Source organism: Acinetobacter sp. V91_7, from assembly GCF_031799075.1.
Lineage (GTDB): Bacteria > Pseudomonadota > Gammaproteobacteria > Pseudomonadales > Moraxellaceae > Acinetobacter > Acinetobacter calcoaceticus.
In genome coordinates, this window is record NZ_JAVQNT010000043.1 from 22,731 (window position 1) to 36,484 (window position 13,754).

The 13,754-nt window shown below is 37.9% G+C and carries 14 protein-coding genes and 1 pseudogene; 10 read left to right on the forward strand and 5 right to left on the reverse strand.

From position 1 onward, the window contains the following. Window positions 1-40: 40 nt before the first annotated feature. Window positions 41-262, forward strand: coding sequence for a tautomerase family protein (locus tag RMB03_RS15040; protein ID WP_311076769.1), 222 nt, complete (start codon window positions 41-43; stop codon window positions 260-262). 115 nt (window positions 263-377) lie between these two features. Here RMB03_RS15040 and RMB03_RS15045 read toward each other — a convergent pair whose 3' ends face one another. Then, the gene (locus RMB03_RS15045) at window positions 378-1,265 is read right to left on the reverse strand and encodes an AraC family transcriptional regulator (protein WP_311076770.1); all 888 of its coding nucleotides are present in this window, start codon (window positions 1,263-1,265) and stop codon (window positions 378-380) included. A 288-nt stretch (window positions 1,266-1,553) separates the two neighbouring features. On the opposite strand from RMB03_RS15045, the gene RMB03_RS15050 reads away from it, so the two are divergent. Together RMB03_RS15050 and RMB03_RS15055 are read left to right on the forward strand one after the other, a co-directional pair. Further along, the gene (locus RMB03_RS15050; RefSeq protein WP_311076771.1) at window positions 1,554-2,606 is read left to right on the forward strand and encodes an NAD(P)-dependent alcohol dehydrogenase; all 1,053 of its coding nucleotides are present in this window, start codon (window positions 1,554-1,556) and stop codon (window positions 2,604-2,606) included. A gap of 668 nt (window positions 2,607-3,274) precedes the next feature. Further along, complete coding sequence (locus RMB03_RS15055; protein ID WP_311076772.1) at window positions 3,275-3,829, forward strand: TetR/AcrR family transcriptional regulator; 555 nt, start codon at window positions 3,275-3,277, stop codon at window positions 3,827-3,829. Between the two features lie 105 nt (window positions 3,830-3,934). On the opposite strand, the gene RMB03_RS15060 is transcribed toward RMB03_RS15055, so the two are convergent. Continuing rightward, window positions 3,935-5,023: an alpha/beta hydrolase gene (locus RMB03_RS15060; protein WP_311076773.1), complete on the reverse strand. Its 1,089-nt coding sequence runs from the start codon at window positions 5,021-5,023 to the stop codon at window positions 3,935-3,937. A 21-nt stretch (window positions 5,024-5,044) separates the two neighbouring features. Continuing rightward, window positions 5,045-5,638, reverse strand: a complete 594-nt coding sequence (locus RMB03_RS15065) for an NAD(P)H-dependent oxidoreductase (RefSeq protein WP_017390805.1) — start codon at window positions 5,636-5,638, stop codon at window positions 5,045-5,047. A gap of 192 nt (window positions 5,639-5,830) precedes the next feature. Between RMB03_RS15065 and RMB03_RS15070 the strand changes: the two genes are divergently transcribed. Both RMB03_RS15070 and RMB03_RS15075 read left to right on the forward strand, forming a co-directional pair. After that, the gene (locus RMB03_RS15070; protein WP_311076774.1) at window positions 5,831-6,727 is read left to right on the forward strand and encodes an AraC family transcriptional regulator; all 897 of its coding nucleotides are present in this window, start codon (window positions 5,831-5,833) and stop codon (window positions 6,725-6,727) included. Window positions 6,728-6,814: 87 nt separating this feature from the next. After that, window positions 6,815-6,985, forward strand: a pseudogene (locus RMB03_RS15075) (TetR family transcriptional regulator); the annotation flags it as partial. A gap of 79 nt (window positions 6,986-7,064) precedes the next feature. On the opposite strand, the gene RMB03_RS15080 reads toward RMB03_RS15075, so the two are convergent. After that, window positions 7,065-8,408 (reverse strand): PepSY-associated TM helix domain-containing protein, encoded by a 1,344-nt coding sequence (locus tag RMB03_RS15080; protein WP_311076775.1) that lies wholly within the window; start codon window positions 8,406-8,408, stop codon window positions 7,065-7,067. A gap of 323 nt (window positions 8,409-8,731) precedes the next feature. On the opposite strand from RMB03_RS15080, the gene RMB03_RS15085 reads away from it, so the two are divergent. The 4 genes from RMB03_RS15085 to RMB03_RS15100 are packed head-to-tail and all read left to right on the forward strand — an operon-like array spanning window position 8,732 to window position 12,016. Further along, complete coding sequence (locus RMB03_RS15085) at window positions 8,732-9,751, forward strand: ABC transporter substrate-binding protein (protein ID WP_311076776.1); 1,020 nt, start codon at window positions 8,732-8,734, stop codon at window positions 9,749-9,751. 2 nt (window positions 9,752-9,753) lie between these two features. Continuing rightward, the gene (locus RMB03_RS15090; protein ID WP_311076777.1) at window positions 9,754-10,764 is read left to right on the forward strand and encodes an iron ABC transporter permease; all 1,011 of its coding nucleotides are present in this window, start codon (window positions 9,754-9,756) and stop codon (window positions 10,762-10,764) included. After that, window positions 10,761-11,525 (forward strand): ABC transporter ATP-binding protein, encoded by a 765-nt coding sequence (locus tag RMB03_RS15095; protein WP_132069735.1) that lies wholly within the window; start codon window positions 10,761-10,763, stop codon window positions 11,523-11,525. The genes RMB03_RS15090 and RMB03_RS15095 overlap by 4 nt, the downstream gene beginning before the upstream one ends. Continuing rightward, window positions 11,522-12,016: a GNAT family N-acetyltransferase gene (locus RMB03_RS15100; protein ID WP_311077159.1), complete on the forward strand. Its 495-nt coding sequence runs from the start codon at window positions 11,522-11,524 to the stop codon at window positions 12,014-12,016. The genes RMB03_RS15095 and RMB03_RS15100 overlap by 4 nt, the downstream gene beginning before the upstream one ends. Here RMB03_RS15100 and RMB03_RS15105 read toward each other — a convergent pair. Then, the gene (locus RMB03_RS15105; RefSeq protein WP_311076778.1) at window positions 12,011-12,799 is read right to left on the reverse strand and encodes a helix-turn-helix transcriptional regulator; all 789 of its coding nucleotides are present in this window, start codon (window positions 12,797-12,799) and stop codon (window positions 12,011-12,013) included. The two genes, RMB03_RS15100 and RMB03_RS15105, sit on opposite strands and share 6 nt — an antisense overlap. Window positions 12,800-12,897: 98 nt before the next feature. Between RMB03_RS15105 and RMB03_RS15110 the strand changes: the two genes are divergently transcribed. Further along, on the forward strand, window positions 12,898-13,707 hold the full coding sequence (locus RMB03_RS15110; protein WP_311076779.1) for a sulfite exporter TauE/SafE family protein: 810 nt from the start codon (window positions 12,898-12,900) through the stop codon (window positions 13,705-13,707). Window positions 13,708-13,754: the final 47 nt, after the last annotated feature.

Sequence of the window (13,754 nt, forward strand, 5' to 3'; positions counted from 1 at the left end):
GAGTCTATAATTTAGACCTAGGGTTAATTCAGGTAGCATTATGCCATTTATAAATATACAAACAATAGAAGGCTTACTAGATAAAGAAAGTAAGGCTGAGCTTTTTAAGCGAATAGCAGATTTATTTGTAGAGATCGAAGGAAAGGGAAATGCTGCTTTTCGGGAACATGTCTGGATACGAATTGATGAGTATCCACCTGAACAGTGGCAATTAGGCCACTTACGACCAACAAAAGAGATGATTGAAATAATATCTAAATAACTAACTATTATTCTTCCAGTGGTGTTTGGTGTAGAAATACCGACATAACAAACCTGAATTATTTTTAGGATAATTCAGGTTATAAAAAATTAATCTGCTAAATGCTTGTCTATTTTTATACGCTCTTTATATCCACTGACGGCGAAACCCCAAAAAAGCGTTTATATTCTCTAGAAAATTGCGACAAACTTTCATAGCCTACTTGCATGCTTGTAGATGAAATATCATATTCCTCAGTGATTAATAAACGCCGTGCTTCGGTCAGCCTCATTCTTTTTTGATATTGTAAGGGGCTCATTGAAGTAATATCACGAAAATGCTGGTGAAAACTTGAAGTGCTCATACCCATTGTGCTTGCAAGCTCTTCAATGCTAAATGATTTTGCAAAATTTGTTTTCAACCATTCAATCGCTTTCACAATTCGATGACCCGTAGTTCCTGCCGCTACAATGCGTTTAAGTCGATCACCTTGCGGACTCATCAATAAACGATAAAAAATTTCCTTAATAATAAGGGGAGACAATATTGGGATATCTTGAGGTGTGTCCAATAGTTTTAATAACCGTATAAAAGCATCATTCAGTTCCGAATTTACGACCCCAACAGCCATTCCTTTTTTTTCAGTATTGGTATCTTTAAAAGGAATATGGGCTTCAAGCATGATTTGGGCAAGCACATAAGGGTCTAGTCGTAGAACTATTGAAAGATAGGGTTGTTCAACTGAAGCCTCAAGAACTTGAGCAATTACAGGCAGGTCAATTGCAGTAAAAAGGAAATGATTTGAATCATAGGTATAGGCTTCTTCGCTAAGAATCACCTGTTTTTTCCCTTGAGCAACCATACAGAGACTAGCATCCATCATACTGCTATTGGGTTGGGTCAGTGTTTCCGCACGAAATAAAGTCAGTCCCATAATAGGCGTTTCAAATGTACCTTTTTCTCGGGTCCATTGATCGACAAGTTGAGCCAGTGTTTCATTATTGCCTAGTGACATATTCGCCATTCAGATTTCACCTATTGTCATCTGTGTTTTTATTGTAGGCATTTCAAATAAGAAAAATAGAGAGAATTGCAACAATTCGGAGGATTAGGCAAATCTGTGAGAGGAATAGAACAACACCTTATAGCTTTCATTTTTATACTGATGAACATGGCAAAAAAGTCGATTGATTAAAGCCTGTTGATTCACCGTTTCCACAACGTATTCACGGCTTTTCAAAATCTATAGCCATCAATGAATGTTCAACGAACAAATCGTCTTTATTTAAACATTAAACATGAGAGAAAAAATATGACAATTGAAGTTTTAGGTTATGCCGCGCTGTCATCAGAAACTCCTTTAGTTCCGTTTAAGTTTGAACGTAGAACTCCACGTGAAGATGATGTTGTCATTCAAATCGAATATTGTGGTGTTTGCCATTCCGATTTACATCAAGCTAAAAACGATTGGGGATTCAGTGCTTATCCGTTAGTACCGGGTCATGAAATTGTAGGTCGTGTCACCTCAATCGGTGCCAAAGTCACAAAATATAAGGTCGGTGATTTAGTGGGTATTGGCTGTATGGTCGATTCATGCCGTACTTGTTCTGCTTGCCATTCAGGGCTAGAGCAATATTGTGAAGAAGGTAACACTCAGACTTATGGCGCTGTAGATCGTCATGACCAACGACCGACCTACGGCGGATATTCTCAAACCATTACTTGTAGTGAAGATTTTGTATTAAAAGTACCTGAAAATTTGGATGCTCAAGCTGTACCGCCGTTACTTTGTGCCGGGATTACCACATGGTCACCACTTCGCCATTGGAATATTGGGAAGGGCAGTAAAGTAGCAGTCGTTGGTTTAGGTGGCTTAGGACATATGGCAATTAAACTTGCAAATGCTCTAGGTGCGGAAGTGACATTATTCACTCGCTCAGCCAACAAAGAACAAGATGCAAAACAACTCGGTGCGCATTATGTTGTGCTATCAACCGATGAAACCCAAATGCAGTCAGTCACAAATCAGTTTGATTTAATTATTGATACTGTTCCTTATAACCATGACTTGAAGCCTTATATTCCAACGCTAGCTTTAAATGGAACAATTGTGCTGGTTGGATATTTGGGTGAAATTAGCGCAAATTCAGTACCTATGATTTTGGGTAGAAAATCAATTGCTGGCTCGGTGATTGGCGGGATTAAAGAAACACAAGAGCTACTCGATTTCTGTGGAGAACATAACATCGTTTCTGAGGTCGAGATGATTGATATGCAAAATATCAATGAAGCTTTTGAGCGTATGTTAAAGAGTGATGTGAAATATCGTTTTGTGATTGATATGAAAACTTTATCTGATCATTAATTTGGTTTGATCTGGGCTGTGCATTTCGCTTTAGGGTGCACAGTTCAAAAAACTCTCTAAACAAGACAATATTATTAAGCTGATATTTAAGAATTTCCTTAATTATGTAATTTAATGAAAAACAATAATTATTTAAATATTTTCTAGCCAATATCACATTGACACCTTAAATATTGAAGATTACCATTTGCAGGCTGGCCACATTGCCAGTCGGTTGTCGCAGACCGTTCCGAAAAAGCATTAAAAGTTAATTCTTTTAGTGACGAACCCTCGTGCCCCCTCTACGGTGGAACGGGAGGGGGACACCTTCGGGTGTGCTGGGTTTTTTCGGCCAGTCTGCGAACCCCCTTTCGTTCTGCCACCATAATTTATAATGTTTTGGCAGAACTCCCAATAAAAAAGGAGTTGGCTATGCACATTCATCATTTCTTGGCAGTCTTTGCCAAAAGCTATATCGACACAACTTAAACTTTTAAAACGGTTTGATGGCCGTTAGGTTTTTCAGGCTTTAAATTATTATCAATCAAAACTTAATCAACAATAAAACTTGAGATGTGCCAAGCACAGTCTTTATGGCTTTGCTATGCCTTTTTTTTCAGTTATTAGAAAAGTAGCGATGCTATATCTCATTTATATACAACAAGAATTTATTTTATAACGGTAAAACTATGCCACATTCAGATCTCCCATCTCGTGCTTTAAGCGCGCTACATACCTCTCGGAACCTTTTTAATAATTATGGCTTTCATAAGGTCGGAGTAGACCGAATTATTGAAGCAGCAAAGATGCCGAAAGCCACGTTCTATAACTACTTTCACTCAAAAGAACGCCTCATTGAAATGAGCTTAACCTTTCAAAAAGATGGATTAAAAGAAGAGGTGCTTTCAATCATCTACGTTCAGAAAGATTTAACCGTAATTGAAAAACTTCGCAAAATTTACTTTTTACATGCAGATTTAGAAGGGCTTTATCATTTGCCATTTAAGGCCATTTTTGAAATTGCAAAAACGCATCCAAAGGCTTATCAGGTTGTAGTTAACTATCGAAACTGGTTAATCAATGAAATTTATAAGCTGCTTTTAACAACCAACACGAATGCTTCAAAACAAGATGCACACATGTTTTTATTTGTGATTGATGGGGCGATGGTTCAGCTTTTAGATTCAAATAGCGTGGATGACAGGGAAAGGTTGCTAGATTATTTTTTAGTGGGGGTTGGGTAAAGTGAAGTATTGGTTTTAAGCCAGCTCACTTATTGATAAGAAGATGGTAAATATATAAAACTATGTAAAAGCGCTTTTACATAGTTCAACGTATTAAGGTAAAAATTAAAGATTTGCATTGTAAAAAGAAGCAAGTTTCTCAACTGCTTTATTAACATGATCAGGTTGATCATACATTGTCATATGGGTTGCATGGTCAACTAGAAATAGCTCTTTTTTAGATTTGGCTAAATCGTAGAAATGTTTACTGTGCCATAATGATTCGGCATCACTACCTGCTATCAACAGTAGAGGCTGTGTAAGTAATTCTTGAATATTATCTGTGGCATCAAATGCAATAATTTTATCTACACTTGAAAATAATAACTGATTTCCAGAATTTTTATGTTGTCCACGTGGGGTTCTATAATATTCATAAGCTTGCCTTAAATCACGAGGTGTATTTGCATCTATTTTTTCTGGAACGTAATTGATATATAAAGGCTTAGCACCATTTGCTTCAAGAGTACGTTGCTTAGCAACTTCATCAAGTAGTTTTAATTGATCTGATAAAGTCCCATCACCATACCAACCTTTACGGAACCCTAGACCAATATCAAAAGCACTTACAGTACCTATAGCTTTAATGCGATGTTCTGTCATTGCTGCATTAATGCCATATCCACCACCTGCACATATTCCAAGTACAGCAATACGATCTTTATCAACGAAATTTAATGTGGTGAGATAATCTACACTACTTCGAAAATCTTCTACACGTTCAGCTGGGTTTTCTAAAAATCTGGGTTCACCACCACTTTCACCTTGATGCGAGGCATCAAATGCTAGGGTGATAAACCCTTTTTTTGACAGCTTTTGTGCATATAAACTAGCTGTTTGCTCTTTTACACCGCCTCCGGGGTGAGCCACAATAATTGTTGGATATTGTTTTTTCTCATTAAAGTTATCCGGTAAATACAAATCACCAGCCATTATGATTTGGCCATTTTTGAAAGTTACGTGACGGATATTTTTTTGATTCATTTCTGAGCTTATCTTGGTTTTTACTTCTACTGCAAAAGTGGCTTGAGCCGTAAAAATAACGGTGCCAAAAGCTAGAGCTGAAATTAAAAATCCTTTTCTAACTAAATTGTTCAACTTTAATTTATCTGTTACCCGTCTTTTGTTAAAGACATTAGATTTGCTAGTTTTCATGTTATTAGTCTCAGAGGAAAATCAATCAAAAATTTGGATGAGTTTCTGTTTTAGATTCTCGATATCTTTGCTAATTTGAGGTTCTTTAAATACATCAAAGAAAGAAAATGTCGGTAATACTTCAACACCACAAAATTTATAATTTGATGTATTGTGGATAAAGACATCATCAACCGATCTACCGTCAAATAACTTTTGCTCAAAATTATTAAATGCTTCTCGTGGAGCATTCCAAGTTAGCGATAACATGTACTTTTTACCAAAAAGCTTTCCACCTGTACCATATTGCTTAGATGGATCATTTCGAGTACGTCCGTCGTCGGCTAAGAAGGTTCCCTGTTTTAAACCTTCAGTAAAGACTTCATCAACATATTTCTTATAGATCCATGGAGAACCAAACCAATACACGGGAGACTGAGTAATAATCAAATCAGCCCATAAGTGTTTATTTACTTCTTCGTTGATATCATAGCCTTTTTCAATATGAGTAAGCTGAACTTCACAACCCAGATTGGTCATCGTTTCTTTCATGATTTCAACTACTGAATTATTTAAGGTGCCAGTAGACATCCCTTCATAGAATTGATGTGTATTAATAATCAATACTTTTTTCATCAGACTTAGCCTAATTTTATCTGCATAAATTAAGGTATTAGTTTGCACGGAAGAACGTTAATTTAGGTTGCCAAATCTGCTTTAATTCTTGCCTAATATGATGAGAGGTGGCAAAAACATAAATAATTCATTTTTAATCTGTTAATCTTAAATCGTATATTGAAATCCTGATTTTTTGGTCATGGAGTAAAAATGAATAAGTCCATTGTATATAGTCATCTCTTATCTTCAATTCAAGATATTGCTCAAAACGATGGAGATTACACTACAGAACTTCCAGTATTATCTATTTATCGTCGTAGTACACCGACTGATCCAATGCCTTGTATCTTTGGCCTAGGTTTAGGAGTAGTAATCCAAGGCGGAAAGTGCGTAACACTTGGAGAAAAGGCTTTCGAGTATGGCTCTGGGCAAGCACTCATTAATACAATTGACTTACCAGTTGTATCTTACGTAACTCAGGCCACAATGACAGAGCCATATTTAGGATTACGTTTAGATCTGGATGCAAATTTAATCGTGCAAATTGCTACAGAAATGAATCCATCAATGATTTGGAAATACACTCCTTCAAGAGCGATGTCGATTATAGAATTAGATGAGGGATTACTTGATGCTTTAACACGGTTAGTTAGATTATTAAATGAACCAACAAAAATTCCGTTTATTGCACCATTAATTCAACGGGAAATTATTATCAGGTTACTGGACGGAGAGCATGGACCAATGCTCCAGAGTCTTGCTGCTGAAGGATCACCTAGCCAACAAATTTCCAAAGTCATTGCTTGGATTAAATTAAACTATACAAATAATATTTCAGTTAATGAATTAGCAGAAAAAGCACACATGAGTTCATCTACTTTTCGGCAACATTTCCGAACCATTACAGGGTTAAGCCCTTTGCAATATTTAAAAAATTTGCGTTTGCAAGATGCGCGGCATTGGATGCTCTATGAAGGTATAGATGCGGGTAATGCTGCTATACGTGTTGGTTATGAAAGTGTTACTCAGTTTAATAGAGAGTATGCTCGAATGTTTGGGGAACCACCGCTCAGAGATATAAAACGCATGCGTAATCTAAATAATTGAATTGATAAATATGGTTTTTCACAGTGCTGGTATTGATCAAATTATTGAATCTGCAAAAGTAGCTAAAACTATATTCTATAACTACTTTTACTTAAAGAAATCTACACTTTACTTTTAATAACTCATGTAAATGCTTCACAACAAGATGCCCACATGTTTTTATTTGTGATTGATGGGGCGATGGTTCAACTTTTAGATTCAAATAGTGTGGATGACAGGGAAAGGTTGCTAGATTATTTTTTGGCGCAGATTGCGTAATTCTTTCTTTGACTTGGAACTTTTGATTAAAAAAGGAGTTAGGCAAAATTTAAGTCTAACGCCTTAATCAAATAAAGATTTATGATTTAGAAGGGATATATTTACGTATTACAAGGATGAGTATCGTAAGCAAAATACTAAGACCAAAAACAGGTAAGCTTAGCCCTAACACAATGCCAGCTAGCATTAACAATACTTTTTGTTGGCTAGTTGCACGCTTCCAAATAAATAAGCTTTGACCAACAAAGTGGGTTGTCATGAGTTTTAAATTTGAGTTTTTAAATGCAGCCTTATATGCATAAATAATCATGATACAAAGTGCAAGCGCATAAAGTGCGAGAACCAACTGATTTATCCAGCCAAATAAAATACCAATATGAGCATCAACTCCCCAACGAGTTAGTTTTGCCACCAGTGAATAGTCTTTAAAAGCAAGTTGATCGATGACTTTGTGTTGTTCCATATCAATTGCGATGCTATCTGCTTGAGTTGGCCATTTACGCTGAATTTCGGCTACAGTCCAAGCTTGATTTCCACTGGTGGGTGGTTTGATTTGTATTTGTGTCGCCTCAATGCCATGTGCTCTGGCTATTGAAAGAGCGGTATCAAACTCACCTGACACAATATTTAAATTAAGATTTTCACTGTGTAGCATGTCGTGATGTTCATGGTGCATCACTGTAGGTAAATTATCTGTCTGAAGAGAAGTTGCTAATGTTGGGGTTTGCCAGTTGAGCCACTGACGAGCAACCCGAATATTATCTCCAGCCCACTGGGACCATGTAAGACCCGTAATGGCGATTATTAATAAGAGTGGAAATAAAAATAAACCAAGCGTGCTATGCCATCTTAATAATTTATTTTTTTGTGTTTGCCTGATTTTAAGATTTTGACGACGTTTCCACCAATTATACAGTCCAGTCAAAGTCAAAATGGCTAACCAACTTGCTGCCAGTTCACTATAAAAGCGGCCCCATTTCCCTAGTAATAAATTGCTATGTAATTGGTCGAGTGTAGTTCGAAACGGTAGAACTCCACTGGTCCCATAGACAGCAAGGTGGCCTTTGGCTTTAAGCGTAAAGGGATCAACAAAAACGGCTTCACTGGTAAAATGATGTATCGGGTCTGAGAAAATAACACGAGTTGTCTGGTCAGAACTTGGGGCTGGTCTAACTTCAATTACCTGTGCAGACTTGGGCATTACTTGCTTTGCGGCTTCAATTTGCTGACTCAGCTTATATTGCGCTTGGTTCAATGGCTCAACGTATAGAACATCTTTATAAATCGCTTGTTCAAGTTGAGGTGTAATTGCATAGAGTAAGCCGGTGAATGCAGCGACCAATATAAATGGTGCAATGAAAATACCAGCATAAATATGAATTAAACGGTAAAGACTACGCCAGAAGGATGAATGGGTCAGCATCAGAAGATAATGTCTATCAGGTGTTGGGCGGATTATAACGACTTATTTCTCTTAATGTTGATCGAGCTGTAACCGCTATTAAATTATTTGAATGGCGCTTAGGCAGAGTGTTTAGACTAATAATTAGATAGTTTTTATTACTTGGTAAATTTGGCGCTTTTTTTGCTTAGTATTTAAGATCTTGTCTACCAAACTTTATTTGATAACTTTACAGCTTATGATTCAAACCGTCTTGCTCTCTTATGGTGTTTTTTTCACATGAAAAATGCACCAAATAGACACGTCTTTTTATTTTGCCCTGTATTTGTGCATTGGGTGCTGTAATGAAATTTTTGGTTTCAATACTCACTTTACTTATTCTATGTGGATGTTCTTCATCTGAACAAAAAGCAAAAACACAAGAAAAGTTAGCAGCCCATTCTATATGTGTGTTCGATAGTACAAATACAAAAGTCTGTGTAGATAAACCAGCACAAAGAATTGTGTCTTTGTTTGAGTCGGGTTTAGATGGCCTCTACATGTTAGGGCAAGGCCATAAAGTGATTGGTATACCAGCTGAAGTGTACATTCAACCTTTATTGTTTCATGCCTATTCAAAAATAGATAAGCGTATCGCCAATAAACAGCTTGCGACACCTTCACAAGGCGCAAATGCAACCAATATTGAAAGTCTCGTTTTGTTAAAACCAGATCTGGTAATTTTAGGGAGTGGGCAAACCCAAACGATTGAACTGTTGCGGCAGTTTGGCATTGCTGTATATGTGATGGAGTCCAGTACCTACCAACAAGTGAAAGAAGAACTTTCTGAAATTGCTGTACTGAGTGGTGCTCAAAAACGTGCTCAAGAAATTTTAAATTTTTCGGATGAAATTGTGTCGGAAGTCGCAGCCAAAACAGCACGTCAGCCAAATAAGCAATCGATTTATTATGCATGGTCAGGTGGACGAATTTTTTCTACCTCGGGACGTACGTCTATTACTAATGACTTTATTGAGCTGGCGGGTGCTTTCAATATTGTTCAGACCGATGCAAATCAACCTAATGTGAACCCCGAGACTTTAATTGAATGGAACCCAGACAATATCGTGCTTTGGAATACCAACCCAAAACTGATTTATGAACGAAAAGAATTACAAGGCTTAAGCGCTGTACAAAACCGAAAGGTTTTTAATTTGAGTCCCGCATTTATATATAACCCACACACCATCAAAATCATTATTACGGCGATTTATTTGAATCACAGTATTTATCCTGAACAGTCCGATCTACCTGTAAGTGCTTTACAACAGCGTATTTTAACTAAGTTGTATGGTGAGCACCTTGCCAAAGCGTTGGTGCAATGAATATGCAAAATCTGAAATATTATTGGTTTTACCCGTTACCCGTCGTAATGATTTTGATCTCGTTGCTCATAGGGCCAACTCAAACATTGAGTGCATGGGACTATTTGCGGTGGGGTGTGCAAGCAGTCTTTGGTACACCATATTTTGATGCTGAACAATTTAGACTGATGCAAAACATTCTTGTGAATGTCAGACTTCCTAGAATTTTACTGACCTTTATGGTGGGGGCTGCATTAGCAACAGCCGGTAATGGCTTGCAGGCCTTGTTTCGTAATCCTTTAGTTGACTCGTATGTACTCGGTATTTCATCTGGCGCGGCGTTTGGTGCAGCCTTGGCACTTTCTTTAAGTTGGCTTTCACCTAATCTATCCGCCTTTATTTTTGGTGTTTGCGCCGTTGCCTTAACGTATTTATTTGCTCATCAAAAGCATGAAAGCCAGACGTCTTTAGTGATGGTTATTTTATCAGGCATGATTGTTTCTGGGCTATTTTTGGCAGGACTTACAGTTATTCAATACTTAAGTGATCCATTTAAGCTGCAAGCGATTGTGCAATGGACTATGGGCAACTTACATCAGGCTTCTTGGCAAAAGGTTCAATATGCTGTGCTACCGATTTGCATTGGACTTGCCGGATTATTTGCGATGCGTTGGCGTTTAAATTTAATGGCACTTGGTGCTGAAGAGGCGCAGGCTGTGGGTGTTAACCCTCGGTGGGAACAGCTTCTTTTAATTGCTCTGGTGACCGTTTGTACATCAACTTCTGTCGCTGCGGCAGGTATTATTAGTCTATATGGGCTTTTTATGCCGCATATTGTGAGAATGTTGGTTGGGCCAGATCACCGCTACAGTATTCCTGCCAATATGGTGTTGGGTGGTAGTTTTCTACTGATGATTGATAACTTTTCTCGGGTTTTACTTACTTTTGAAATACCGATTGGTATTTTTACCATGTTACTTGGTGCGCCATTTTTCTTATTATTAATGAAAACACAGAGGACTCATTGGGCATGATTCAAATTGATCAGTTAAATTATGCCTATGGGCACAAACAGGTCCTCAAAAATATTCATCTGGAATTTCCCGAAAATCAGTTTTCCGTCATTTTAGGGCGCAATGGCTGTGGGAAATCGACACTTTTTAAGTTGATGGCTGGCTTAGAACCCGTAAAAGATGGATTAATCCGTTATTCAGGAAAGCCATTATCGGACTTTAAAGGTAAAGATCGGGCTGCATTACTTGGGTTTTTACCGCAATTTCACAAAACCGTATTTCCATTTTTGGTTAAAGATGTCGTGATTACTGGCCGCTCGGCTTTTAGCCGATATCGTCCTTCAAAATCAGACTGGGAACGTGTTGACCAAGCTTTGCTTGATTTAGACATTGAGCATTTACGTGACCGTCCTTATACAGAGCTATCGGGAGGTGAAAGGCAATTGGTTATGATTGCACGTATTTTAGTGCAAGCGCCGAAAGTCATTTTGCTTGATGAGCCGACTAATCATCTTGATGTTTATTATCAGTCTTATTTAATGAAAAAATTGCGTCAGTTGTCGCGGCAAAATTTTACGGTGATTGCGATTATGCATGATCCAAACTTGGCTTTTTTATTTGCAGATCATCTATTTTTCATGCGCGAACATGAGGTAGTTAAGCCTGAGTCAAAAACTCGAATAACCGATCCGAAGTTTTTAAAAAGTGTTTACGATGTCGAGTTCCATGAGGCCATGATTCAAGACAAAACCATTGTTATCCCTGATCATTCTTGGCTATAAATATGACACTTCACTATCAGCTAGCCGACAAATCAGACTATGCATCTGCGGTAGAGTTTGCACTTTATACTAGACAGCTTTTATTCCCAGAAATCTATCATGGGCAAGTTCCTAAAGATTTAAAAAATTTTGGGCAATATTATGTCAATGATCCATTAGGTTGCTTCATTACCGTAAAAGATAAAAACCGTATTATTGGCACCATTGCATATCGGGCGTATGACCATCGTTTTGATCTAAATTTGCCGTCCAATACGGCTGAAGTCGTTAAGTTATTTGTATTGCCTGAATACCGCCGTAATGGCATCGCAACTCAGCTATGCAACATGTTATTTAGTCATGCAAAAAAGAATGGAATTACTACATTGTATTTGCATACTCATCCATTTTTACCTGCTGCTGAAGAGTTTTGGACTCTACAAGGCTTTGAGGTTATTAAGCGAGAATGGATCGAGACGTATGACACCATTCACATGAGTAAATCTTTATAGCGTTTCATTCTGAGTATGAAATCTTTTTAGAAAATGGGTAGGTGGATAACCCATAATTTTACTGAACATTGCTGTAAAAGCTGCCGAGTGTTCATAGCCCAAACTAAAAGCAATTTCCGTAATTGAGATATTATTTTTCAAGGCATTTAACGCATAAATTACACAGACTCGATTACGCCAAGCCTGAAATGACATGCCCGTTTCTGACTTAAACCAGCGATGAAAAGTTCGTTCACTTTTATTGTGATGATGTGCCCAATCTTTAGGGCTGCTATGAATATCAGGGTGTTCCATAAACTCAGTACACTGTTTAGATAGTAATGTGTTGTGAGGCAATGGAATAAACAGAGGCAGGGCTGGTGCAGCTTCTACTTCATATAACAATAAATCGATAAGCGCACCGTCACGGCCTGAATGCTGGTAGTTAACAGGTAGCTGATTAGCCTGAATGAGCAGTTGATGAAGTAACGGTGATACTTGTACGACTTCGCAGTAGTTTGCCTGTCTTGGGGCATTACTCACTTCTATATACAAACTATATGTGCTGACTTTAGATAACCATACCCGATGTGGTTTGCCTGCGGGTATCCATACACCACTGTACGGTAATACGAGCCATTGGCCATCTTCAGTTTCAACTTTCATGAGGCCTTCGGGTGCATATAAGAACTGAGCACGGCGATGGCTATGCGTATCTAATAAGGTATCAGCTGGATAGTCTGATCCTAATGCTAGAACTGCTTGTGGTAGATGGTCTACCTCGTTAATTGGAATATTACGCATATATTTTTGGCTGAAATAAATAAAAATATGACTTTTCTACGTTAGTTTGCCACATGGCTATTTTATATCATGCCTCTATAAACGTGAGGAAGATAACGATGCTATATGAGCTATTTTTATTTGGATTACTTTCGGGCGTAACCACTTGGTTATTTGGCTTTGGCGGTGGTTTTGTTGCTGTGCCTTTGCTTTATAGCGTCATTCTTCAAAAGTGGAGCAACGAAAGTAATGTCGGCATACATGCCATGCAAATTGCAGTTGCCACCTCGGCATTTGTCATGTTGTGTTCAGCAAGTTTTGCAACCTTTCGGCACTATCGGTCTGGACATATAGATTGGCAAAAGATCCATTTTTTATGGAGTGGTATTGCACTAGGTGGAGTTGTTGGTGCGGTAATGGCCTCATTGTTTAATGGAAACTGGCTTCGTTGGATATTTATGGGTTATGTGTTTGTAACGATTCTTGATTGTTATTACCGACCAGGATTTATGGTGGCATCAGCGCAAAAGCAAAACTATGCTCAAAACAGTGAACTCATTAAAGGTGGAATTATTGGCTGGGTTGCAGCACTTTTAGGTGTTGGAGGAAGCGTAATGACGGTTCCTTTATTACGGCGACGGGGGCGTTCTATGGCAGAGGCTGCGGCTATAGCAAATATTCTCACCTTACCTTTGTCTTTAACAGCAACGCTGACCTATTGTTTATTGTCACTTTGGCAATCTGAATGGGCCCCCAACGGATTCATTGGTCTGATCTGGTTTGAAGCCGCATTATTCTTGGTTGTGGGAACATGGATCGGACTATATTTTTCAGAAAAATTTATTTCAAAACTACCGGATTTATGGCGGGCAAAGTTGTATCCGCTACTTTTAATCATGGTTCTACTAGTCATGTTTTTTGTAAATTAAATGTTTATTTCAATAACTTAAATAATAGATTTCATTAAAAACTGAAT

Excerpts from the sequence above, each read along its gene's own strand:
- RMB03_RS15040 (WP_311076769.1), top strand. The coding sequence starts at position 41 with ATGCCATTTATAAATATACAAACAATAGAAGGCTTACTAGATAAAGAA.
- RMB03_RS15045 (WP_311076770.1), bottom strand. The coding sequence starts at position 1,265 with ATGGCGAATATGTCACTAGGCAATAATGAAACACTGGCTCAACTTGTC.
- RMB03_RS15050 (WP_311076771.1), top strand. The coding sequence starts at position 1,554 with ATGACAATTGAAGTTTTAGGTTATGCCGCGCTGTCATCAGAAACTCCT.
- RMB03_RS15055 (WP_311076772.1), top strand. The coding sequence starts at position 3,275 with ATGCCACATTCAGATCTCCCATCTCGTGCTTTAAGCGCGCTACATACC.
- RMB03_RS15060 (WP_311076773.1), bottom strand. The coding sequence starts at position 5,023 with ATGAAAACTAGCAAATCTAATGTCTTTAACAAAAGACGGGTAACAGAT.
- RMB03_RS15065 (WP_017390805.1), bottom strand. The coding sequence starts at position 5,638 with ATGAAAAAAGTATTGATTATTAATACACATCAATTCTATGAAGGGATG.
- RMB03_RS15070 (WP_311076774.1), top strand. The coding sequence starts at position 5,831 with ATGAATAAGTCCATTGTATATAGTCATCTCTTATCTTCAATTCAAGAT.
- RMB03_RS15080 (WP_311076775.1), bottom strand. The coding sequence starts at position 8,408 with ATGCTGACCCATTCATCCTTCTGGCGTAGTCTTTACCGTTTAATTCAT.
- RMB03_RS15085 (WP_311076776.1), top strand. The coding sequence starts at position 8,732 with ATGAAATTTTTGGTTTCAATACTCACTTTACTTATTCTATGTGGATGT.
- RMB03_RS15090 (WP_311076777.1), top strand. The coding sequence starts at position 9,754 with ATGCAAAATCTGAAATATTATTGGTTTTACCCGTTACCCGTCGTAATG.
- RMB03_RS15095 (WP_132069735.1), top strand. The coding sequence starts at position 10,761 with ATGATTCAAATTGATCAGTTAAATTATGCCTATGGGCACAAACAGGTC.
- RMB03_RS15105 (WP_311076778.1), bottom strand. The coding sequence starts at position 12,799 with ATGCGTAATATTCCAATTAACGAGGTAGACCATCTACCACAAGCAGTT.
- RMB03_RS15110 (WP_311076779.1), top strand. The coding sequence starts at position 12,898 with ATGCTATATGAGCTATTTTTATTTGGATTACTTTCGGGCGTAACCACT.